Origin of the sequence: Niveibacterium sp. 24ML (assembly GCF_026586805.1) — a bacterium.
In the GTDB taxonomy this organism is placed as follows: Bacteria; Pseudomonadota; Gammaproteobacteria; order Burkholderiales; family Rhodocyclaceae; genus Niveibacterium.
On sequence record NZ_JAPFHA010000006.1, the window covers coordinates 141,575 to 160,382 of the forward strand.

An 18,808-nucleotide genomic window follows, 5' to 3' on the forward strand; every position below is an offset into this window, starting at 1 on the left:
CGCCCGCCGCGCCTTCAGCTCACGCCGATGAAGACGCGCACGCACTTGAACAGGCGCTCCTGCAGCTGCACGACTTCCGCAAGGCTTGCCGCCGCGGCCGCGCGCTCGCCCGCGTCGTGCAGCTCGCAAAGCGCTTCGGCGCGCTGATGCAGGCGCTCATGCAGCGCGCGGATATCCGCCACCCCGGCGCGCGTGGCATCGGCGGTTTCAAGCCATTTACCCAGGCGGCAATGGATTGCGCTCAGGCGTGGCGCGCGCAGATCCCCCGCCTGCGCCGCCAGCGCGGTGCGCAACTGCTCGATCCACTGATGGTGCTCAACCTCGGCGGCAAGCAAGGGGAAGTCCTCCCGCCGTAGCTGTTTAACCCCCCGGCGCCAGCTTTCAAACGGCTGGTAGTTCGCCAGCCAGCTCACCAGCGCTTGCGCATTGAGCGGGCGCGAGATCGCATAGCCCTGCGCCTGGTCGCAGCCCAGCGCCAGCAGCATCAGACCGTGCTGCTCCGTCTCCACCCCTTCGGCCACCGCGGTGCGGCTGAACACGCGGGTCAGCTCGATCACCCCTTCCACGATTGCCATGTCTTCCGGGTTACCCAGCATGTCGCGGATGAAGCTCTGGTCGATCTTGATCACCTCTGCGGGCAGGCGCTTGAAGTAGGACAGCGACGAGTAGCCGGTGCCGAAATCGTCAATCGCCGCGCGGATGCCAAGCCGCTTGCACGCGTCGATCACGCCGCTGACCTGTTGCAGGTCTTCAATCGCGGCGGTTTCGAGGATCTCCAGTTCCAGCGCGCTGGCCGGCACCGAGGGGTGCTCACGCAGGGTCTGCGAGATGAAGCTCATCAGCGTTGCACTCTGCAGGTGCCGGGCCGCAATGTTGATGCTTACCTGAAGTTCGATGCCGTGGCTGAGCCACTGTGCCAGCCGCCCCACCGCCTCGGCGATGACCCACTCACCCAGCGCGATCGACAAGGCATGCCCCTCGATCTGCGGCAGGAATTCGGACGGCGGCAGCAAGCCGCGTTCCGGATGCTGCCAGCGCACCAGCGCCTCGACCCCGACCACCCGGCCGGTGTGCAGATCCACCCGCGGTTGGTAGTGCAGCACGAGTTGATTCTGGGTGATGGCGATCCCGATGCTACCCAGCAAGGCGCGTTCAACATGCGCCCGGCGATCGAGTTCAGCGTCGAACAAGTGATAGCGGTTGCGGCCGGACTGCTTGGCCACGTACATGGCCTGGTCGGCATGACGCAGCAGCGTGTCGGGGTCGGCACCATCGGTCGGATAGACCGTAACCCCGATGCTTCCCGAAACTTCGACCATTTCACCTTCAAGCAGGTAGGGCGCGGAGACTTCGGCCAGCACGCGCTTGAGGGCGTGTTCGCACTCGGCGAAATCGCCCAGCTCCCGCAGCAGCAGCACGAACTCGTCGCCCCCGATGCGCGCAACGGTATCCCCGCCACGCAATGCCCCACGCAAACGCCCCGCCACGTCGATCAGCAGATTGTCGCCCGCCTCATGCCCAAGCCGGTCGTTGACGCCCTTGAAGCCGTCCAGATCGAGGTAGGCCACCGCCAGCAGCTTGCCGTCGCGTTCAGCCTGCTGCAGCCCCAGCTCAAGCCGATCTGCCAGCAGGGTGCGGTTGGGCAGGCGGGTGAGCGCATCGTAGTGCGCCATGTGCGCCAGGCGCTGCTGCTGCTCTTTGATCAGCGTGACGTCGTTGAACACGACAATGCCGGCAATGATGCGCCCGTCGGCCGCACGCACCGGGGCGGCGTTGGCCGCAACCCAGCGCTCCTGGCCCGCTTCGTCGCGCACGATGAACTCGGCGTTTTCGGTCGTCTGGGCGCCACGTACCGCGCGCGCAAGCGGCAGATCGGCCACCTCGCAGACGCTGCCGTCCGGGTGGAAGACCTGCCAGCCCTGCACGAAGTCCTCCAGCGCAGTCATTTCGCTCGGTTGCCGGCCGCGGATTCGCATTGCGGCGGGGTTGACCATGCGCAAACGCATGCTCGGCGCATCCACGATCAGGATGCCCGCCGGCGACTGTGCAATGGCCGCATGCAGCAGCGCCCAGGCCTTTTCACGCTCCAGATCCGAAAGATGCCGCAGCGTGATGTCTTCGCCAATGCTGGCAATGCCAAGCACCTTGCCGGCCGCATCCCGCAGCAAGGTGTTGTTCCAGGCCAGGTAGCGGCGCTCGCCCGCCCGCGTAAAGATTTCGTTCTCGAAATGCTGCGGTTCAGCGCCATCGGATATCAGCCGTTGGAACACCTTGCGCACCGGCTCACGCCTGGCTTCGGGCAACACCAGGCTGAACCAGTCGCGGCCGATGACTTCGTCGGCGCGATAGCCCAGCAGATTGAGCAGGTAGTCGTTGCAGAAACTCACCCGGCCTTCGACATCGAGCTGCACCGCCGCGAGCTTGATCCGCTCGAGCATGCCGCTGAAGCGATCGGTCGCCGCGCGCAGCTCGGCGGTCCGCTGCTCGACCAGCATCTGCACACGCCGCGTGCGACCCGCCGATGTCAACACGAAGGCCACCAGCAGGGCGCTGCCCAGCATGCCGAATGCCGGCGCCCACCAGCGCAACACCCCGGTCTGCGCTGCAAGGTATTCCGGCGAGGCTTCGGCGCGCAGCGCCCAGGCCCGATCGCCCACCGCCACGACCGATCGCGCCACGAACGGGCCATCGCGGTGCTGTTCGCAGCCGGGTTTGCCCGCAATGCGTATCGCAGGCACTTCACTGCTATCCAGCAGACAGATCGCCAGCCCTTGCCGCGTGGCGCGCGCAAGGCGCTCGATCAGCACATCGAGCGAAAAGGCGGCAAACACCACGCCGCCAAAAGCCGGCCCGGCGACCGTCTCGCTGTCCGCCGCCGCATGAGCGCGATGCGCAAGGTAGACGACGATGCCGCGTGCATGCGGATCGCGCTGCTGGGTCAGGCGGAAGGGCCGCGTCGCGGCCGCCTGATTCTGCTGGCGGCTGCGCGCAATCGCCTGCGACGAGATCGCAACCGTGTACAGATCCAGACCCAGCGCAAGGCGATTCGGCGCGGCGGGCTCAACCCTCGAAACCACCAGGCGATCCTGATCATCTCCCGGCGGCACCGGCTGCGGCGGGCCCACCTCGGCGCGCGAAACAATCGCAAAATCAGGTTTACCCTCAGCGCGCATCTGCGACTCGAACGCGCTGCGCGATCCTGCCGGCACCGACTGCGCGCGCCCGAGCGCCAGCACCGAGGCGTTGTTGGCAAGCCAGGGCTTTACGAAACGGTGAAATTCTTCATCGGTCACCGACTCGGAGTTCTCGATGAACTGGCGCAGGCTCCCCAGCACTTCAACCGGCGGCTGCACCGCTTCGCGCAAGGTGCGCTGCACCAGTTCGGCATCTCGCTCCAGCGTCTGCCTGACACGATCCGCCTCCCAGGCACTGAACTGCAGGTAGAGGAGGATCTGCACCCCAAGCGCCACCAGCAGCGGCAGGCCAACCGCCCAGCGCCGACTGCGCCAGCCAAGGCCACGCCGGGCTAACGCCAGCAAGGTCAGCGGGGTAAAGATGATCGCGCCGGTTGCATCGCCCAGCCACCAGTTCCACCAGGAAAAGACCAGGCCCGAAGCGGGCATTGCGCCAAGCAGGTAAAGGCCGCCGAGGGCGAGCGTTGCCGCCACGACGCAACTGCCTACCGTGATCAGCATGAAACGCACGACTTCGCCGGGCTCATCCAGGCGCAAGGAAGGGCTTGCGAAGCGGCGCACCAGCCATGCCCCGGCCCAGGCCTGCAAGGCGGCTGCGCAGCCCACCGTCACCGCGGGCAATGCATTGATGCTGCCGGTCAGCTCATAGCCGTGGCAAAGGTTCAATAAGACAGATCCGGCCCAGACCCCGGGCAAGAGGCGCCACCCCAGCACCAGCACGCAGCCCAGCGCAAGGCCGGCGGCTGGGAAAACCGGCGAGGCATAACCGGGCGGTACCGCCAGCAGCAAACCCAGCCAGCCAGCCGCCGCGTAAGCAAGGCACAGGCAGGCGTTGGCCCGCAGCGTCACTGCGAAACCCCGTCGACTTTCGCCCAGCCCTGTCGCCACCTGCGGCCCTCCGTTTGCGCTTGCGCCCGTGTTGCCCGCATCGCGCTGGCCCCTCAAGACGCTCGCCCGATCAAACATTAACGTCGTGCACGCCCACAACTGAAGTGGCCGGGCGATGACACGCCCCCAAATCGGGCACACACAGGCATTGAGGCTCGCGCTATGCTGCGCGCTGCTGCCCTGCCGGCGCCAAAGGCAGGGCACACGCCCCCCCTTTCCGACACCCCGCTGCCCCAGGAGCCCCGCATGAATATCGAACACATCATCGAGACCGCAAGCACCCAGCTCACCACCTTTGGCCTCAAGATCCTCGGGGCGCTGGCCGTCTGGATCATCGGCCGCTGGCTCATCGGCCTGGCAGTGCGCGGGATCTCCGCCGCGATGACGCGGCAGCATGTCGACCCGACCCTGCTGCGCTACGTCGGCAACATCGTCAGCGTGGCGCTGAACATCGTGCTGGTGGTGGCGATCCTCGGCTACTTCGGGCTTGAGACGACCTCCTTCGCCGCCCTGGTCGCCGCGATGGGCGTGGCGATCGGCGCCGCCTGGGCCGGCCTGCTGGCCAACTTCGCGGCCGGCGCCTTCCTCGTCGTGCTGCGCCCCTTCAAGGTGGGCGACTATGTGAAGGTGGGCGGCATCGAAGGCACGGTGATGGAGGTCGGCCTGTTCGCTTCGGCGATCAACACGCCGGACAACGTGCTCACCATCGTTGGCAACAACAAGATCTTCGGCGACACGATCCAGAACTTCTCGACCAACCCGTATCGCCGCGTCGAGCGCACTGCGCAACTGAACCACGCGGTCGACGTGAACGACGCGATCGTCCGCCTCAAGGCGGCGCTCGTTCAGATCCCCAACGTGGTCGCCGAACCGACGCCCACCGTCGAGGTGCTGGACTTCACGCCGATGGGCCCGGTGCTGGCGGTGCGCCCCTTCTGCCATACCGACCACTACTGGCAGGTGTACTTCGACACCAACAAGGCGATCCGTGATACCTGCGGCGCGGCAGGCTACCCGGTGCCGGAACAGCACTTTCATGTCCGTCAGGGCTGATCGGCGCTGAATCATGAAAAAGGGCAGCCGCTAGGCTGCCCTTTTCATTTCGCGGCGTCGCGGGCTTCAGTCTCCGCCCCCGCAACCACCGCCGCAACCGCCTCCGTCGCCGCCACCATCCCCATCGCTGGCCGACGAATCGCCTGATCCACCGCAACTGCCGCCGCCACAGCCAATGTCGCCCGCGCAGTAGCCGCTCCCCGGATTGCGCTCGCAATCGAGGCTGTAGCGGAAGCCATCGGCAATGCCCAGCTCCGCATCCAGCGCGAACAACAGCGGCAGGCGATCCGGCTTGCGCGGGTCGATCCCCTCGCGCTTGCAGGCCAGTCGCCAGGCGCGGCGGATGCCCTCGGTCGGCAGCGTGGGCGAGCTCATCGCTTCGGCCGGGGTGTGGTGCAGCATGCGGCCGAAGGCGCGGCGGCAGAACTGTTCGTAGTTGCGGGTGAAGAGGATGAACTCGTGCCAGGCGTCGTCGACCGCCTGCGAGGGCATCGACACGAAGCGCCCGCGCGCATCCAGGCAGATCAGGAAGTACTGGCGCAGCGCGCGGAACACCTTTTGCCGCTGTTCCGGGCTGAGGGATTGGCGCTTCTGCGAGAAGCGCCAGCCGAGCAGTTTGTAGAAGTCGAAATCGAGGATCGCGCTTTCGCGCCGTTCTTGGCGCGCTACCAGGTAGCGCTGGCGGGCCAGGGCGAAGAGCACGACGCCCGCGCCGCCGATGAGGATTATTGTTGTTGTGTTCATCGCCGCAACAGCCTGCTCAAACAATGTTGCGGCGATATTACGGCGACAGCGCGCCGCCGTCGCGGATCAGTCGAGCAGGTCGGTGTAGTCTTTTCGCGTATAGCCTGCGAGCTTGGCCCAGGGCTGGGCGGGCGCGGCGGCCGGGTCCAGCTTCACCACGGTGCGCGAGGCACGGCTGCCATCGTCGCGGCCGGATTCGATACGCAGCGCGAGCTTGAGCGAATCAGACCACAGCACGCGGAGGTACTCGCCCTCGCCACGCCGTTCATACCAGCGCGCACCGGCTTCGCTACTGGCGCGCGTACTCAGCGCGAGGCGCTTGATCAGGGCCGGATCGACCAGCGACCAGGCGCTTTCCCACTTGCCGTCAAAGCCCACCGCGTCGTAGTCACGCGGGCTCATGTCGACGCGGGTTTTCAGGTCGGTGCGGATGAAGCTCAGGCTCACCGCGCCCTGCTTGTCGCGGCCGATCAGCTTGGCTGCACCGGCAAGATCCGAGGGGTGCAGATGCGCTTCGCCGGCATGCTGGTGTTCGTCCGCCTCGGCCTTGGGCGTACCGGTTGGCTTGATCCGCTCGGTCCACACATGGCTCTCGCTGCGCACCAGGCGCTCGGAGAAACGGGTGGTTTTCTCGACCCCGTCGGCGGTGATCCAGCGGGATTCGACCTGCACCGTGGCCTGCAGCGCGTCGCCGGGCGCTGCAGCGGCCAGCAGGGGAAGTGCGCCGAAGAGGGCGCAAAGAATCGACTTGTTCATGACACTCCAGAAAGCAAAGATACCGGCGAGGCTTGCGGCCCCGCCGGCGAAACACACACCAGCCCTTTGCGCCGCATCGGCTCACCCGCTGCGTGCCGGGGAGAGGGCCAGCGCAAAGGGTGATGAGCCAAGGCGGCCCGCACGGCAGGTTCTTTATTACGCGATCACAGCCCCAGCGCGCTGCGCACCAGACCAAAGACCTTGGTGTTGTCGAGGGTGCCCTTGAAGCCGGCACTGCCTGCGCCGGACGACATCAGCATCACGTCTCCGCCACCGTGGGTTTCGGAGCCCATGCGCAACGCGGTCTCCTGCAGGTAGTCATCGTGCAGCGCCTGAGTCTTGTCGGCCTCGCCGCTCTCGATGCTGGTCCGCACATCCTTGCGCGTCGGGCCGTTACCGAACACCAGCGTGGTGTAGGTGTTGCCGTCGGCGTCCTTGTTCGGCGTGTTGTCCTTGTACGAACGCGAGATGTCGAGGATCGGGTTGCCGCGCTTGGAGTAACCGTTGATCGTCATCGTGTGGTCGTGGTCGGCGGTCACGACGATCAGGGTGTTCTTCAGGCCCGGATCTTTCGCCTGCATCGCATCGAGCGCAGCCTTGATCGCGTCGTCGAAGGCCACTGCGTCTTCCAGCGCACGTTTGGCGTTGGTGCCGTGCAGTGCGTGGTCGATGCGGCCGCCTTCCACCATCAGGAAGAAGCCCTTCTGGTTTTTCGCGAGTACGTCGATCGCCTTCTTCGTCATCGTCGCAAGGCTGGGCTGGTCGAGGCTCTTCTTCACGCGATCCAGCTCGTAGTCTGCGTGGTCCATGTGGAAGAGACCGAGCAGCTTGCTGGTCGCGGCAGCATCCACGGCGGCCAGCGCAGTGCCGGTATCCGCGTAGGTGTAGCCGGCCGTCTTCATCTCGGCGACGAGATCACGACCATCGGTACGCTTGCCGCTGCTGGCCTTCGGCAGGAAGTGGCGGCGGCCGCCGCCCATCAGCACGTCGAGGCCATCCTTGAGCGCCGGGTTGTAGCCGGCGCCGCCCGGCACCGCCTGCGCGGCGATGTCGTTTTCGGCATCGCGGTGGCAGATGTGGGCAAAGGTTGCAGCCGGCGTGGCGTGCGTAACACGGGTGGTGGTGACTGCACCCACCGATTTGCCGGCGGCCTTGGACAGCTCCAGCAGCGTCACCGCGGCGGTGCCGTTGCCGCTGGCCGGGCAGGTGCTGCTGCCGTCGGCGGCAGGCGCCTTGGCCAGCGTGTCGGCGGACATCGAGATCACCTCGTTGTTCATCTTCACGCCGGTCATGTAGGCGGCCATCGAGGGCGCCGAGTCGGTGGTCTGCGCGTCGTTCGAGAAAGTCTTGATGCGTGCGGTGCGGCGCAGGCTTTCCATGCTCAGTGCGCCGCTCTCGCCGTACTTGTAGATACGCGCGGCGGTGACGGTGGTCGGGCCCATGCCGTCGCCGAGGAAGAAGATCACGTTCTTCGCTTCACCGGCAGCGTGGGCGGAGCCGGCGGCACACAGCAGCGCGGCGATCAGGGTTTTCTTGATCATGTTGAATCCTTGCGGTGATGCTGCGCCGATCACAGTCCGGCCGCCGCTTTGACGAGGCCGAACACGGCGGTGTTGTCCACGAAGCCGCCGATCGTGTCGGCGCCCTTGCCGGTTGCGCCGATGAAGACATCGGTGCCGCCGTGGGTTTCGGAGCCAGCGCCCATGCGCACGGCCGCTTCCTGGTGATAGGTGCTGGCGAACACCACTTCGTCGCTCAGGTCGGCAAAGGTGCTGCGATTGCCGGCCGGGCGGTTCTCGCCGTTGCCGAAGCCGATGATCGTGAAGGGCTTGCCGTCGGCGTCCTTCGCAATGCTGCCGTCGGTGTAGTTGCGCAGCAGGCCCAGCACGCCGGGGTTGCCGGCGCTGCTCTTGCCGGTGCGCTTGGCGTAACCGTTGAGCACCAGGGTGTGGTCGTGGTCGGCGGTGACGACGATCAGGGTGTTCTTCAGCGTCGGGTCGGTCTTCTTCATTTCGTCGAGCGCAGCCTTGATCGCGTTGTCGAAGGCGATCGTGTCCTGCAGCGCCTTCTTCGCGGTGGTTTCATGCAGCGCGTGGTCGATGCGGCCGCCTTCCACCATCAGGAAGAAGCCCTTCTCGTTCTGCTGCAGGCGCTGGATCGCCTTGATCGTCATCTCCGCCAGGCTCGGCTCCTTGGCCGCGTCGCGGTCGAGGTCGTAGCTCAGATGGCTGGAGGCGAACAGACCGACGAACTTGCCGGCCTTGGTGGCATCGATTGCGTCGAAGCCGGCGCGGTCGGTCGCCACGGTGTAGCCCTTGGCCTTGAGTTCCGCCGTGAGGTCGCGGCCATCGGCACGCTTGCCGCCCGCATCCTTGGCAACAAAGAACTGCTTGCCGCCGCCCAGCACCACGTCGATGCCGTCAGCGAGCTTGTCGTTGTAGCCGGCGCCGCCGGGCACCAGCGCCGCGGCGATGTCCGATTCGGCATCGCGGTGGCAAACGTGCGCATAAGTCGCCGCCGGGGTGGCGTGCGTCACGCGGGTCGAGGTCACCACACCGGTGCCACGGCCGGCGGCCTTGGCCAGTTCCAGCAGGGTCGTAACCGGCGTGCCATTGGCGCTGCCGCAGTTGCCGGTGCCATCCGCGTTCGGGCTCTTCGCCACGGTGTCGGCGGACATCGAGATGACCTCGTTGTTCATCTTCACGCCGGTCATGTAAGCGGCCATCGAGGGCGCCGAGTCGGTCACCTGCGCATCGTTCGAGAAGGTTTTGACGAAGCCGGTTTCCGGCAGCGTGTCCATCGTCAGTTCGCCGTCTTCGCCCACCGAGTAGATGCGGGCAGCGGTCGTGGTGGCGATGCCCATGCCGTCACCGAGGAAGAAGATGACGTTGGTCGGAGCAGGTTTGACCACCACCGGCGGTTCCGGCGGCGTGCTGTCCTTGCCGCCGCACGCGGCCACGGTGGCGGCGGCGATGAGCGAGAGCGCGTAGTTCGAGAAGCGCATTGCGCGTAACTCCAAAGATCAATCGGAACCGCGAGGCTAAAGTGCTGTCATGACAGTCAGGCAATCGGCAGGGTTACGAATTCATGACAGGCAGGCAATTGCCGCGCACCTTTCATCATCCTTCCGCGCGGCCCCGGCTGCGCAGCACGCATTGCCATGTCTGGCACGATCAGGGATGGCTCACAGCATGGCGGCCCACTTGCCGACGTGTCTGAGCAAATTTGCGTCAGAATCTCACGCCACTTGATGAGGCGCGGCCATGCCCGCATGACGATGCGCTGGTGTCGCGCCCTTGCTCGCCGTGGCGCGCGCAGGCCCGGGCTTGGCCCCCGCCGCGAATACCACGCCCCCCATGAGAGTGCTGATGCCCCAAGCCGAAACTTTTGCTGCCCATGCCTTCCACGAATCGCTCCCCGGCGGGCGATGCAGCGGCGCCATGGTGCTCGATGGCGGCCACCTCCACTTCACGCGCGGCGAACAGGTGCTGGCGCTGCCGATCGATGGCCTGCTGCGCCTGACGCTGGGTGGCGCGAACAATCGCCTGATCTTCATCGAACATGCGGCACTGCCCGGCTGGCAGTTCTACACCGCCGACCATGCGCTGATCGCGCACGCCCGGCTCGCCGCGCATCCGGCGGCGCAGGCGCTGGTGAAGGCCCGACGGCGCCATCGCTGGCTCGGCTGGGGCAGCCTGTTTGCGGGCCTGGCCCTGATCGTGGCGCTGCCGGTGATCCTGTTCTTTTCGCTCGATGGCCTGAGCGACGCGCTGGCGCGTCGCCTGCCGGTGGCGTGGGAGGCATCGCTCGGCGAAACCGCATTGAAGCAATTCCGCGTGCAGCAGGACTTCATGTCCGAAGCGCACGCCGCGCCATTGCTCAAGCCACTGGTTGATCCGCTCGTCGCGCACGCGGGCAAGCGCTACCGCTACCGCTTTCATGTGGTCAATGACCCCAGCCTCAATGCCTTCGCCCTGCCCGGTGGCGAGGTAGTGATCCACTCGGGGCTGATCCTCAAGGCCGGCACCCCGGCGCAACTGCAGGGCGTGCTGGCGCATGAGATCGCGCATGTCACCGAACAGCATGGTGTGCGTTCGGTGATCAAGAGCGTCGGCCTCTACGCGATCGCGCAGGCGCTGCTGGGCGATGCCTCGGGCCTGCTGGCCGCGGTGGCGGGTGCAGCGCCGATGCTGATCAACCAGAAGTACTCGCGTGACTTCGAGCGCGAGGCAGACCGCGCCGGCATCGATCTGCTGCTCGCGGCCAGGATCGATCCGCGCGGGCTGGTCGCCTTCTTCCATGCGATCCGCGATGAAGAGCACCGGCAACTCAAGCAACTGGGCGACGACGAGGTGCAGGACGCCGCCCGCAGTGCGCTGGCCTATCTGGGAACCCACCCGGAAACCGACGAGCGCATCGCCAATCTGGACCAGCGAATCCAGACCCTGCCCGCCTTCACCTGGCGCGATGACCGCGCGGCCTTCGCAGTACTGCAGGAAGCAGTGAAGGCATTTGTCAGCAAACCCACCACGAAAGACACGAATGCAAGCGCAGATCCGGGGCAGTGATGCCTTTTCCTACCTGGCGGTGACGCTGGAACCGGGCGAGAGCGTGATCGCCGAGTCCGACGCCATGAGCAGCATGGCCGCCGACCTTGACCTGCAGGCGCGCATGAACGGCGGCTTGATCGCCGGGCTCTTGCGCAAGTACCTCGCCGGCGAGAGCCTGTTCGTCAGCGTCTTCAAGAACAACACCCCGGCCGCGCGGTCGATGACGCTGGTGCAGCCCACCCCCGGCGGCATACGCGCGCTGGATCTGCACAACGACACCTTCTACCTGCAGCCCGGCGCCTACCTGGCGAGCACCGAAGGCATCAAGCTGGGGCTCGGATTTGCCGGCTTCGTCTCCTGGATTGCCGGCGAGGGCTTGTTCCGCACCGTGGTCAGCGGCAGCGGCACCGTGTGGTACGGCGCCTACGGTGCGCTGCTCGACAAGCAGGTCGACGGCGAATACATCGTCGACAGCAGCCACCTGGTGGCCTACGAGCCCGGCATCAAACTCAAGCTGCAACTGGCGGGCGGCCTCTTCTCCAGCTTCTTTGGCGGCGAAGGCCTGGTCACCCGCGTCACCGGCAGGGGGCGCATCGTGGTGCAGACCCGCAGCCTCACCGGCCTGACGGGCTGGATCAACCCCAAGCTGCGCTGAACGGAACAGGCATGAAAATCGAATTCACTCACCAGCCCGGCAACACCGCCGCTACGCTGCAACTTGCGCAGGGCGAGCGCTGCACCACCGAGTCCGGCGCCATGATCGCGATGAGCGGCGGGCTCGATATCGAAACCACCACGCACAAGCGCGGCAAGGGCGGCCTGCTCAAGGCGGCCAAGCGCCTGCTTGGCGGCGAATCCTTCTTCCTCAACCACTTCAGCGCCCGGCAGGGCGCCGGCGAAGTCGTGCTGGGCACCGCGCTGGCGGGCGACATGATGGCCTACCGCGTCGACGGTGATGCGCTCATGGTGCAGGCCGGCTCGTTCGTGGCCTGCGAAGAGGGCGTCGAGATCGATACCAGCTGGCAGGGCTTCAAGAACCTGCTCTCCGGCGAGAGCCTTTTCTGGTTGAAGCTCTCGGGCCGCGGGCAAGTGGTGCTGAGCGCCTTCGGCGCGATCTACCCGATCGAGGTGGACGGCGAACACATCGTCGATACCGGCCACATCGTCGCCTTCCAGGAATCGCTGGACTTCTCGCTCACCAAGGCCGGCAAGAGCTGGTTGCATTCCATGCTTGGCGGTGAAGGCCTGGTGTGCAAGTTCAAGGGGCGCGGCACCGTCTGGTGCCAGTCGCACAATCCGGGCAGCTTCGGCCTCTCGCTGCGGCCCACGCTCAAGCGCCGCAAGTAACAGGAAGAGGACACGACATGACCTACAAAGTGAGCGTGACCGGTTACGCCACCCCCAACGCTGCGGCCGCACAGGCGGCCTTCGCGCAGGCCTTCAAGATCACGCCCGAGAAGGCAGCCGAACTGCTGACCACGCTGCCGCGCACGATCAAAGTGGGCCTCGACGCCGACACCGCCGAACGCTACTGCCAGGCGCTTGCGAAGATGGGCCTGAACGCCGAACACAGCCACCACGACGCCCCCGCCGCGAAGGCCGCCCCCTCAGCAAGCGCCACGGTAACAAGCGCCGCCGTGCCGGCCGCAAAGCCTGCCGCAGCGGCGCCCGAAGCCGCGCCGCCGCCCCAGCCGCGTGCGGCGGCCGAGCAGCCCGGCTTCCAGTTCCGCATCGATGGCGCGCCGGACTTCGCCTTCCTCACCGTGCAGTTGCCGGCCAACCACAGCATCAAGGTTGAAGCCGCCGCAATGGCGACGATGGACACCAGCATCCGCATGAAGACCAAGCTCAGCGGCGGGCTCGGGCGCCTTGTCACCGGCGAGTCGATCTTCGTCAACGAGTTCAGTGCCGACACGGTGGCCGGCGAAATCGGTATCGCCCCCGGCGCACCGGGCGATCTGGCACACGTTTACCTGAAGGGGGGCGAGGTGCTCTTCCTGCAGAACGGCGCCTTCGTCGCCTGCGACCCGGACGTCACGCTCGAGACCAAGTGGCAAGGCTTTACCAAGGGCTTCTTCTCGGGAGAGAGCTTCTTCCTGATCCGCGCCTCCGGCACCGGCGATCTGTGGTTCAACACCTACGGCGGCATGATCGAAAAGGAAGTCGACGGCGAGTATGTGGTCGACACCGGCAACATCGTCGCCTTCACCGAAGGGCTGGACTACAAGCTGGAGAAATTCGGCGGCTACAAATCTCTGTTCTTCTCGGGCGAAGGCTTCGTCTGCCGCTTCCGCGGCAAGGGGCGGGTGTGGGTGCAGACCCGCACCTCCGGCGCACTGCTGGCCTGGGCCGAACAGTATCGCCGCGTGGGCAAGGAAGCCTGAGGCACCGGCGCGGGGCTGCCGGGCGCCCCGCCCGGCGATCAGGCTGGCGCCGCTTCGCGCAGGCGCTCGGCCAGCCAGCGGCCGATCTCTGCAATCTCTTCAATGCACACCGAGTGCGCCATGCGATAGGTGTGCCACGCAATCGGGTAGCCTTCCGCCGCAAGGCAGGCACGTGCCGCCTCGCCCAAGGCGGGCCCGACCACATCGTCGTGAGTGCCATGCGCGGCAAAGATCGGCGTCGCGCGACTCGCCGCGCTGAGCGAATCGAGCAGCATCTGGCGCGCCGGCAGGTAGGTCGACAGGGCAATCACCCCGGCCAACCTCTGCGGATGCGACAGCCCCGCCGTGTAGGCAATCGCCCCACCCTGCGAGAATCCGGCCAGCACGATCCGGTGCGTCGGCACGCCGAGCGCGTTTTCGCGCGCAATCAAGGCGCGCACCGCTTCGCATGAAGCACGCACGCCGGCCTCATCCACATCGCGCGTGCTGCCATCGAGGTACTTGATGTCGTACCAGGCCCGCATGATGTAACCGCCGTTGCAAGTCACCGGCATCATCGGCGCGTGCGGGAAGACAAAGCGCACCCGCGCATCGTCCGGCAAGCCGAGCTCCGGTACGATGGGTTCGAAATCGCTCCCGTCGGCCCCCAGCCCATGCAGCCAGATCACCGAAAAGTCAGGCTTGGGCGCGGTCTCGATCTCAATCGCGGGCAAGGTCTCAATCATCGTCACACACTCCAGAGTGATGCAAAACGCCAGCCCCAAGCGGCCGCGCCAGGCTGCGAATGATCACGGCAAGGGTGCGCAGGCTGCAAGATGCCCAGCCGAGAACTCGCAACAAGCGCCCCTCCCGCCGGGAGTTCGTGCAGCGTGCAGCCGTGCATCGTGAGCGGCCCGCATCGAAGGTCCATGCGGGTCAGCACAGCCGACGATCAGCGCTTCAGCTGGTCCGCCACAAAGCGGACCAGGCTGTGCGTCGCCAGGTCCAGATTGGCCGCGCTGGCCGGTTCGTCCGCCGGCACCGCGAGGCTGTGGTTTCCGGCGACGACGGCAACACGAGCCCGGCCGCCAAGCGACGCGGCATAACGGTAGAGCACGCTGGGCGCACACAGGGGGTCCTGATCGCCGGCCAGGAACAAGGTCGGCCGCTTGTGCTGCGCATCGTGCGGGTAGTTTTCCTCGGCGGCGGATTCGATCCTGCCGTCCTTCTCGTCACTGCAGATCGGCGTCAGGAATGCGCCAGCCCGCAGATCCGGCTGCGTGCGCATCACACGCCAGGCCACCACCGAGCCCATCGATTTGCCGGCGATGAACAACTGCTTCGGGTTGGCGCGCGCATCCTTGCGCATGGCGTCAATCACACTGCTGAGGTCTTGCGCCTCGGCGAGCAGCCCTTCGGAGGGTTCGCCCGCCGCGCCGGGCTGGCCGCGATAGGCCCAATCAAAGCGATACACCAGCACGCCGGCGGCCCTTAGCCGTTCGGCGCTCTGCGCCATCAGGGGCAAGCGCATGTGATAGCCCTGCCCCGGCGCGATCACAATGGCGGGAAACGGCCCGGCGCCATCGGGTACGTCGACCAGCATGCTGACGCGCGCACCGCGCGGCGTCACGATGGCGGTTTCAAGCGCCAGCGCCGATACGCCTTGCAGCGCAAGCAGCGCGCCGACACAAACGCGAATCCAACCCGCCATTTCGAGCACACCCCGGAACATGAGGGATGCAAGGCTATCACGCCCTCCAAGGCACCCGCGCAGCGTGGCGCCCAGATCGATGCGCCCCTTCCGATCCCGCGGCGGACGCTGGCAAGGCCCGCTGCGACCCGCGCGTTGATGCGAGTCAAGGTCGTCAGCCGGGCCTTGCGCCAACGCTGGCCCCCGACCAAACCCGGAGACCTTAGCCGAGCAGCGTGATCGAACACTTTGCAGCGGATCACCGCGCCCGCGACCATGAAGAGATCCCCTGCCCGGCCTGGATGCGCGCAGGTTCGCTCCGCGGAAGCAGTGCATCCAATCCTTCAAGCGCTCGATTTGCTGCCGCCAGCAACTGATGGCCGGCGAGGCCTCGTTCGGCGGCCCGGAAGTACGGCAGGTCTTCAATTTTTGGCACGGATGCGCGGGTTCGGCGCGCAAGAGGCGGCGCAACGCAAAGCCCTGAGGCTTGGCGCCGGGGCGCGCTCAGGCCAGCTTCGACATCGCGGCGAGGCTGGCCTTCACCGCATCGAGTTCCTCGACAAGCGCCGGCATCGCCGCCATGGCCTGGCCCGGCGCAGCGTCGCGGCAAGCACGTTCAAGTACGAAGGCGCAGTCCAGCAAGCGTTCTGCCCCCAGGCTCGCGGCGTTGCCTTTGAGGGTGTGCGCCGCGCGCGCGGCACTAGCAAGATCGCCGGCGGCCAATGCCGTCTGCAGGCTTTGCAGCGTCTGCTCGGCATCGGCCGGGAACATGGCGGCCAGTTCGTCGTAGAGCTCGCGCATGCCATCCATGCGTGCCAGGGCCGCCGCCAGATCCAGGTGCGCGCGCGCGCCGCCTGTGGCGGGCGATACACCGGGCGGCACCTGCCCTGCCTGCGGCCCGGCATCCGTGTGCAGGCCAAAGATCCAGCGGCGCAGCGTCTGGTAGAGCTGATCCGCAATCACCGGCTTGGCGATGTAATCGTTCATGCCCACGCTGATGCACTTTTCGCGGTCGCCAAGCAGGGCATTGGCCGTCATCGCAATGACCGGGAGCGTCCAGCCCTCGGCGCGCAGCTGGCGGGTGGCCTCGTAGCCGTCCATCACCGGCATCTGGCAGTCCATCAGCACTACATCAAAACGCCCCGTACGCAGCGCCTTCAAGCCTTCGAGCCCGTTGTCGGCAAGTGTGATGACAAGCCCCGCCCGTTGCAGGAAACGCGTTGCCACCTCCTGGTTGAGCGGGTTGTCTTCGATCAGCAGCACCGCCTTGCCGGCAAGCGACAGCGCCTCGGCTTCCGGCGCGCCTTGAGGCTTGGCGGGCAGCGCCGAGGCCGGGGCTTCATGCAAGGGCAGCTCGAACCAGAAGGTGCTGCCCTGCCCCGGCTCGCTCACCGCGCCGATGCGCCCGCCCATCAATTCGACCAGGCGTTTGCTGATCGCCAGGCCCAGCCCGGTGCCGCCGAACCTGCGCGTGGTGGAGGCATCAGCTTGCGAGAATGAGCTGAAGAGCCTGGGGAGGTCCTCGGGCGCGATGCCGATGCCGCTGTCGGTGATTTCGGCGCGCATGCAAGGCCGGCCATCGCACTCGCAGATCGACATGCCGATCTGCACCGTGCCCTGGCGGGTGAACTTGAGCGCGTTGCTGAGCAGGTTGGAGAACACCTGCCGCACCCGCAGCGGATCGCCCCACACCGCCGCCGGCAAACCTTCGGCCGCCAGCGTGAGGGCGAGCGCCTGTTCGGCCGCCACCGGGTCATACAGCTCGCGCAACTCGGCGAGCAGTTCGGCGGGGGCGTAGGCCACATGCTCGATCGCGAGCTTGCCCGCTTCGATCTTCGAGAAGTCGAGGATGTCGTTGATGATGACCAGCAGCCCATCGGTGGCACGCAGGGCCTTGCCCATGCACGCGCGGCGCTCGACGTCGTCCGGGGTCTCCAGCGCCAGCTGCATCATCCCCAGCATGGCGTTCAAGGGCGTGCGGATTTCATGGCTCATGTTGGCGAGGAACTCGCTCTTGGCGCGACTGGCGCTCTCCGCCGCGTCCTTGGCCTGCTTGAGCTCGGTGATATCTACCCGGAAACCGACGATCAGCCCTTGCGCCGTCTTGCGTTCGACCACCCGCAGGCAGCGCCCGTTCGCCAGGCGCTGCTCCACCTGGGTATCGCCGCGCAAATGCTCGGCCAGCCGTTCGGCCACCCATTCGTCGACACGCCCGATCGCGTCGGCATACGCGCCGCGCTCGGCCCCGTAGCGGATCACGTCTTCAAAGCGCACCCCGGGCTGGATCACCGGCGCGGAATCCCGGTAGATGTCGCGGTATTTTTCATTGCAGTAGCGCAGGCGGTCATCGGCGTCGTACACGACGAAGGCTTCGTCGATCGCCTCGATCGCCGTCACCAGCATGGTCTCGCTTTCGCGGCGCTTGTCTTCGGTACGCCGCAGTTCGTCGAGCATCGCCAGATGGCCGTTGTAGCCCTGCACCAACTGGCCGATCTCATCCGGTGAAGTGGCCTGCGGCAAGGGCTGATGCGGTGCGCCGGGGGCGGCCTGCAGGCGGCGGAAGCCCTCGGACACCGCCCGGATCGGCTGCACCACGTTCTTCGCGTAGCGCAAGGTCAGCATCACCACGCCGATCAGGCCGACCGCAAACAAGGCCAGGGTGGCGTAGCTCAGCTGGGCGACCCGCTCGGTGATCAGACGACGCGGGGTGAGCGCAACGATGTAGCCACGATCCCCGGCGATCGGGCGCGAGCGCATCAGCACCGGCTCGCCATCGAGCGTGAGTTCGCGCGATGCGGAGCCCGCGTGCACCAGATCCAGCAGGGCCGGCGCCAGTGCTTCGCCGATCAGGCGCCCGTCTGAATGCAGCGCGACGCGGCCGGCGCGGTCGATCTGCATCAGCGTGGTCCCCGCCGCGAGCCCGCTGCTGCGCACGAACTCGCGCATGATCTCGTCGCTGAGGCTGATCACCACCACGCCAACACTGTCAGATCGCCCGGTGTCGGGCGAGAAATGCTGGATCTCCCGGATCACCGTGCTCGCCATGCGGTGCGATGAGGTGACATTGATGTTCGGCCCGATGCCGCGCCAGATCGCCTGATCGTGCGCGGCTGCCGCTTCGCGCGTGAGGCGCCCCACGAGGGGGTGATCCACTTCGCCGAAGCTGAGCGTCTCGCCAATGTGGAAGTGCTCGCCCTGGTTCGAGAACAGGTCGATCGCGATGAGGCCCTTCACCCGCACATAGTTGTTGAGGATGTAGCCGACCTGGGCGCGAGTGCGCAGCGCGTCGATCTGGCTCGCCTGCCCCCCTTCCGCCCCGCGCAAGGCTGCGCCGATCGCCTCGTTGCCGGCGATGTTGGCACTCAGGTCTTCAATCTGATCCTGGTAGAGCTTCAGGTAGGAACCGAAGACGCCCAGCAGTTGCACCTGGGCCGCTTCGGCCTGACTGACCAGCACGCGGGCGGAGATCTGGTGCGCCACCCCGCCGAGCACCGCAAGCGGCACGATGCCGGCCACCAGCAGGTAGCCGAGCATCTTGACCGTGATGTTGAGGGGCCGTCGCACCGGCGC

General features: G+C 66.6%; 13 protein-coding genes. 5 read left to right on the top strand and 8 right to left on the bottom strand.

What is annotated here, in order from left to right:
- Positions 1-14: 14 nt before the first annotated feature.
- Positions 15-4,043: an EAL domain-containing protein gene (locus OPU71_RS07485; protein WP_267726824.1), complete on the bottom strand. Its 4,029-nt coding sequence runs from the start codon at positions 4,041-4,043 to the stop codon at positions 15-17.
- A 285-nt stretch (positions 4,044-4,328) separates the two neighbouring features.
- Between OPU71_RS07485 and OPU71_RS07490 the strand changes: the two genes are divergently transcribed.
- The gene (locus OPU71_RS07490) at positions 4,329-5,135 is read left to right on the top strand and encodes a mechanosensitive ion channel family protein (RefSeq protein WP_267726826.1); all 807 of its coding nucleotides are present in this window, start codon (positions 4,329-4,331) and stop codon (positions 5,133-5,135) included.
- Positions 5,136-5,201: 66 nt separating this feature from the next.
- Here OPU71_RS07490 and OPU71_RS07495 read toward each other — a convergent pair whose 3' ends face one another.
- From OPU71_RS07495 to OPU71_RS07510, 4 genes are all read right to left on the bottom strand, one after another.
- Entirely contained in the window at positions 5,202-5,879 is a 678-nt protein-coding gene (locus OPU71_RS07495; RefSeq protein WP_267726828.1) for a glycine-rich domain-containing protein, read from the bottom strand.
- 66 nt (positions 5,880-5,945) lie between these two features.
- Entirely contained in the window at positions 5,946-6,635 is a 690-nt protein-coding gene (locus OPU71_RS07500) for a hypothetical protein (protein WP_267726830.1), read from the bottom strand.
- Between the two features lie 164 nt (positions 6,636-6,799).
- Positions 6,800-8,176 carry an alkaline phosphatase gene (locus OPU71_RS07505; RefSeq protein WP_267726833.1) on the bottom strand — a complete coding sequence of 459 codons (1,377 nt, stop codon included), beginning with the start codon at positions 8,174-8,176 and terminating at the stop codon, positions 6,800-6,802.
- A 29-nt stretch (positions 8,177-8,205) separates the two neighbouring features.
- Positions 8,206-9,639, bottom strand: a complete 1,434-nt coding sequence (locus OPU71_RS07510) for an alkaline phosphatase (protein ID WP_267726836.1) — start codon at positions 9,637-9,639, stop codon at positions 8,206-8,208.
- Positions 9,640-10,003: 364 nt separating this feature from the next.
- On the opposite strand from OPU71_RS07510, the gene OPU71_RS07515 reads away from it, so the two are divergent.
- The 4 genes from OPU71_RS07515 to OPU71_RS07530 are packed head-to-tail and all read left to right on the top strand — an operon-like array spanning position 10,004 to position 13,569.
- Complete coding sequence (locus OPU71_RS07515; protein WP_267726838.1) at positions 10,004-11,203, top strand: M48 family metallopeptidase; 1,200 nt, start codon at positions 10,004-10,006, stop codon at positions 11,201-11,203.
- Complete coding sequence (locus OPU71_RS07520; protein ID WP_267726840.1) at positions 11,178-11,840, top strand: TIGR00266 family protein; 663 nt, start codon at positions 11,178-11,180, stop codon at positions 11,838-11,840. Before OPU71_RS07515 ends, OPU71_RS07520 begins: the two co-directional genes overlap by 26 nt.
- Positions 11,841-11,851: 11 nt before the next feature.
- Complete coding sequence (locus OPU71_RS07525; protein ID WP_267726842.1) at positions 11,852-12,532, top strand: TIGR00266 family protein; 681 nt, start codon at positions 11,852-11,854, stop codon at positions 12,530-12,532.
- Positions 12,533-12,549: 17 nt separating this feature from the next.
- Positions 12,550-13,569, top strand: coding sequence for a TIGR00266 family protein (locus tag OPU71_RS07530; protein ID WP_267726844.1), 1,020 nt, complete (start codon positions 12,550-12,552; stop codon positions 13,567-13,569).
- A gap of 38 nt (positions 13,570-13,607) precedes the next feature.
- Here OPU71_RS07530 and OPU71_RS07535 read toward each other — a convergent pair whose 3' ends face one another.
- The 3 genes from OPU71_RS07535 to OPU71_RS07545 all read right to left on the bottom strand — a co-directional run bounded on the left by OPU71_RS07535 (position 13,608) and on the right by OPU71_RS07545 (position 18,802).
- Positions 13,608-14,294, bottom strand: coding sequence for an alpha/beta hydrolase (locus tag OPU71_RS07535; RefSeq protein ID WP_267726846.1), 687 nt, complete (start codon positions 14,292-14,294; stop codon positions 13,608-13,610).
- Positions 14,295-14,500: 206 nt separating this feature from the next.
- The gene (locus OPU71_RS07540; protein ID WP_267726849.1) at positions 14,501-15,280 is read right to left on the bottom strand and encodes an alpha/beta family hydrolase; all 780 of its coding nucleotides are present in this window, start codon (positions 15,278-15,280) and stop codon (positions 14,501-14,503) included.
- Positions 15,281-15,742: 462 nt separating this feature from the next.
- Positions 15,743-18,802, bottom strand: coding sequence for an ATP-binding protein (locus OPU71_RS07545; protein ID WP_267726854.1), 3,060 nt, complete (start codon positions 18,800-18,802; stop codon positions 15,743-15,745).
- Positions 18,803-18,808: the final 6 nt, after the last annotated feature.

Excerpts from the sequence above, each read along its gene's own strand:
- OPU71_RS07490 (WP_267726826.1), top strand. The coding sequence starts at position 4,329 with ATGAATATCGAACACATCATCGAGACCGCAAGCACCCAGCTCACCACC.
- OPU71_RS07525 (WP_267726842.1), top strand. The coding sequence starts at position 11,852 with ATGAAAATCGAATTCACTCACCAGCCCGGCAACACCGCCGCTACGCTG.
- OPU71_RS07540 (WP_267726849.1), bottom strand. The coding sequence starts at position 15,280 with ATGTTCCGGGGTGTGCTCGAAATGGCGGGTTGGATTCGCGTTTGTGTC.
- OPU71_RS07505 (WP_267726833.1), bottom strand. The coding sequence starts at position 8,176 with ATGATCAAGAAAACCCTGATCGCCGCGCTGCTGTGTGCCGCCGGCTCC.
- OPU71_RS07515 (WP_267726838.1), top strand. The coding sequence starts at position 10,004 with ATGCCCCAAGCCGAAACTTTTGCTGCCCATGCCTTCCACGAATCGCTC.
- OPU71_RS07535 (WP_267726846.1), bottom strand. The coding sequence starts at position 14,294 with ATGATTGAGACCTTGCCCGCGATTGAGATCGAGACCGCGCCCAAGCCT.
- OPU71_RS07495 (WP_267726828.1), bottom strand. The coding sequence starts at position 5,879 with ATGAACACAACAACAATAATCCTCATCGGCGGCGCGGGCGTCGTGCTC.
- OPU71_RS07500 (WP_267726830.1), bottom strand. The coding sequence starts at position 6,635 with ATGAACAAGTCGATTCTTTGCGCCCTCTTCGGCGCACTTCCCCTGCTG.
- OPU71_RS07510 (WP_267726836.1), bottom strand. The coding sequence starts at position 9,639 with ATGCGCTTCTCGAACTACGCGCTCTCGCTCATCGCCGCCGCCACCGTG.
- OPU71_RS07520 (WP_267726840.1), top strand. The coding sequence starts at position 11,178 with ATGCAAGCGCAGATCCGGGGCAGTGATGCCTTTTCCTACCTGGCGGTG.
- OPU71_RS07530 (WP_267726844.1), top strand. The coding sequence starts at position 12,550 with ATGACCTACAAAGTGAGCGTGACCGGTTACGCCACCCCCAACGCTGCG.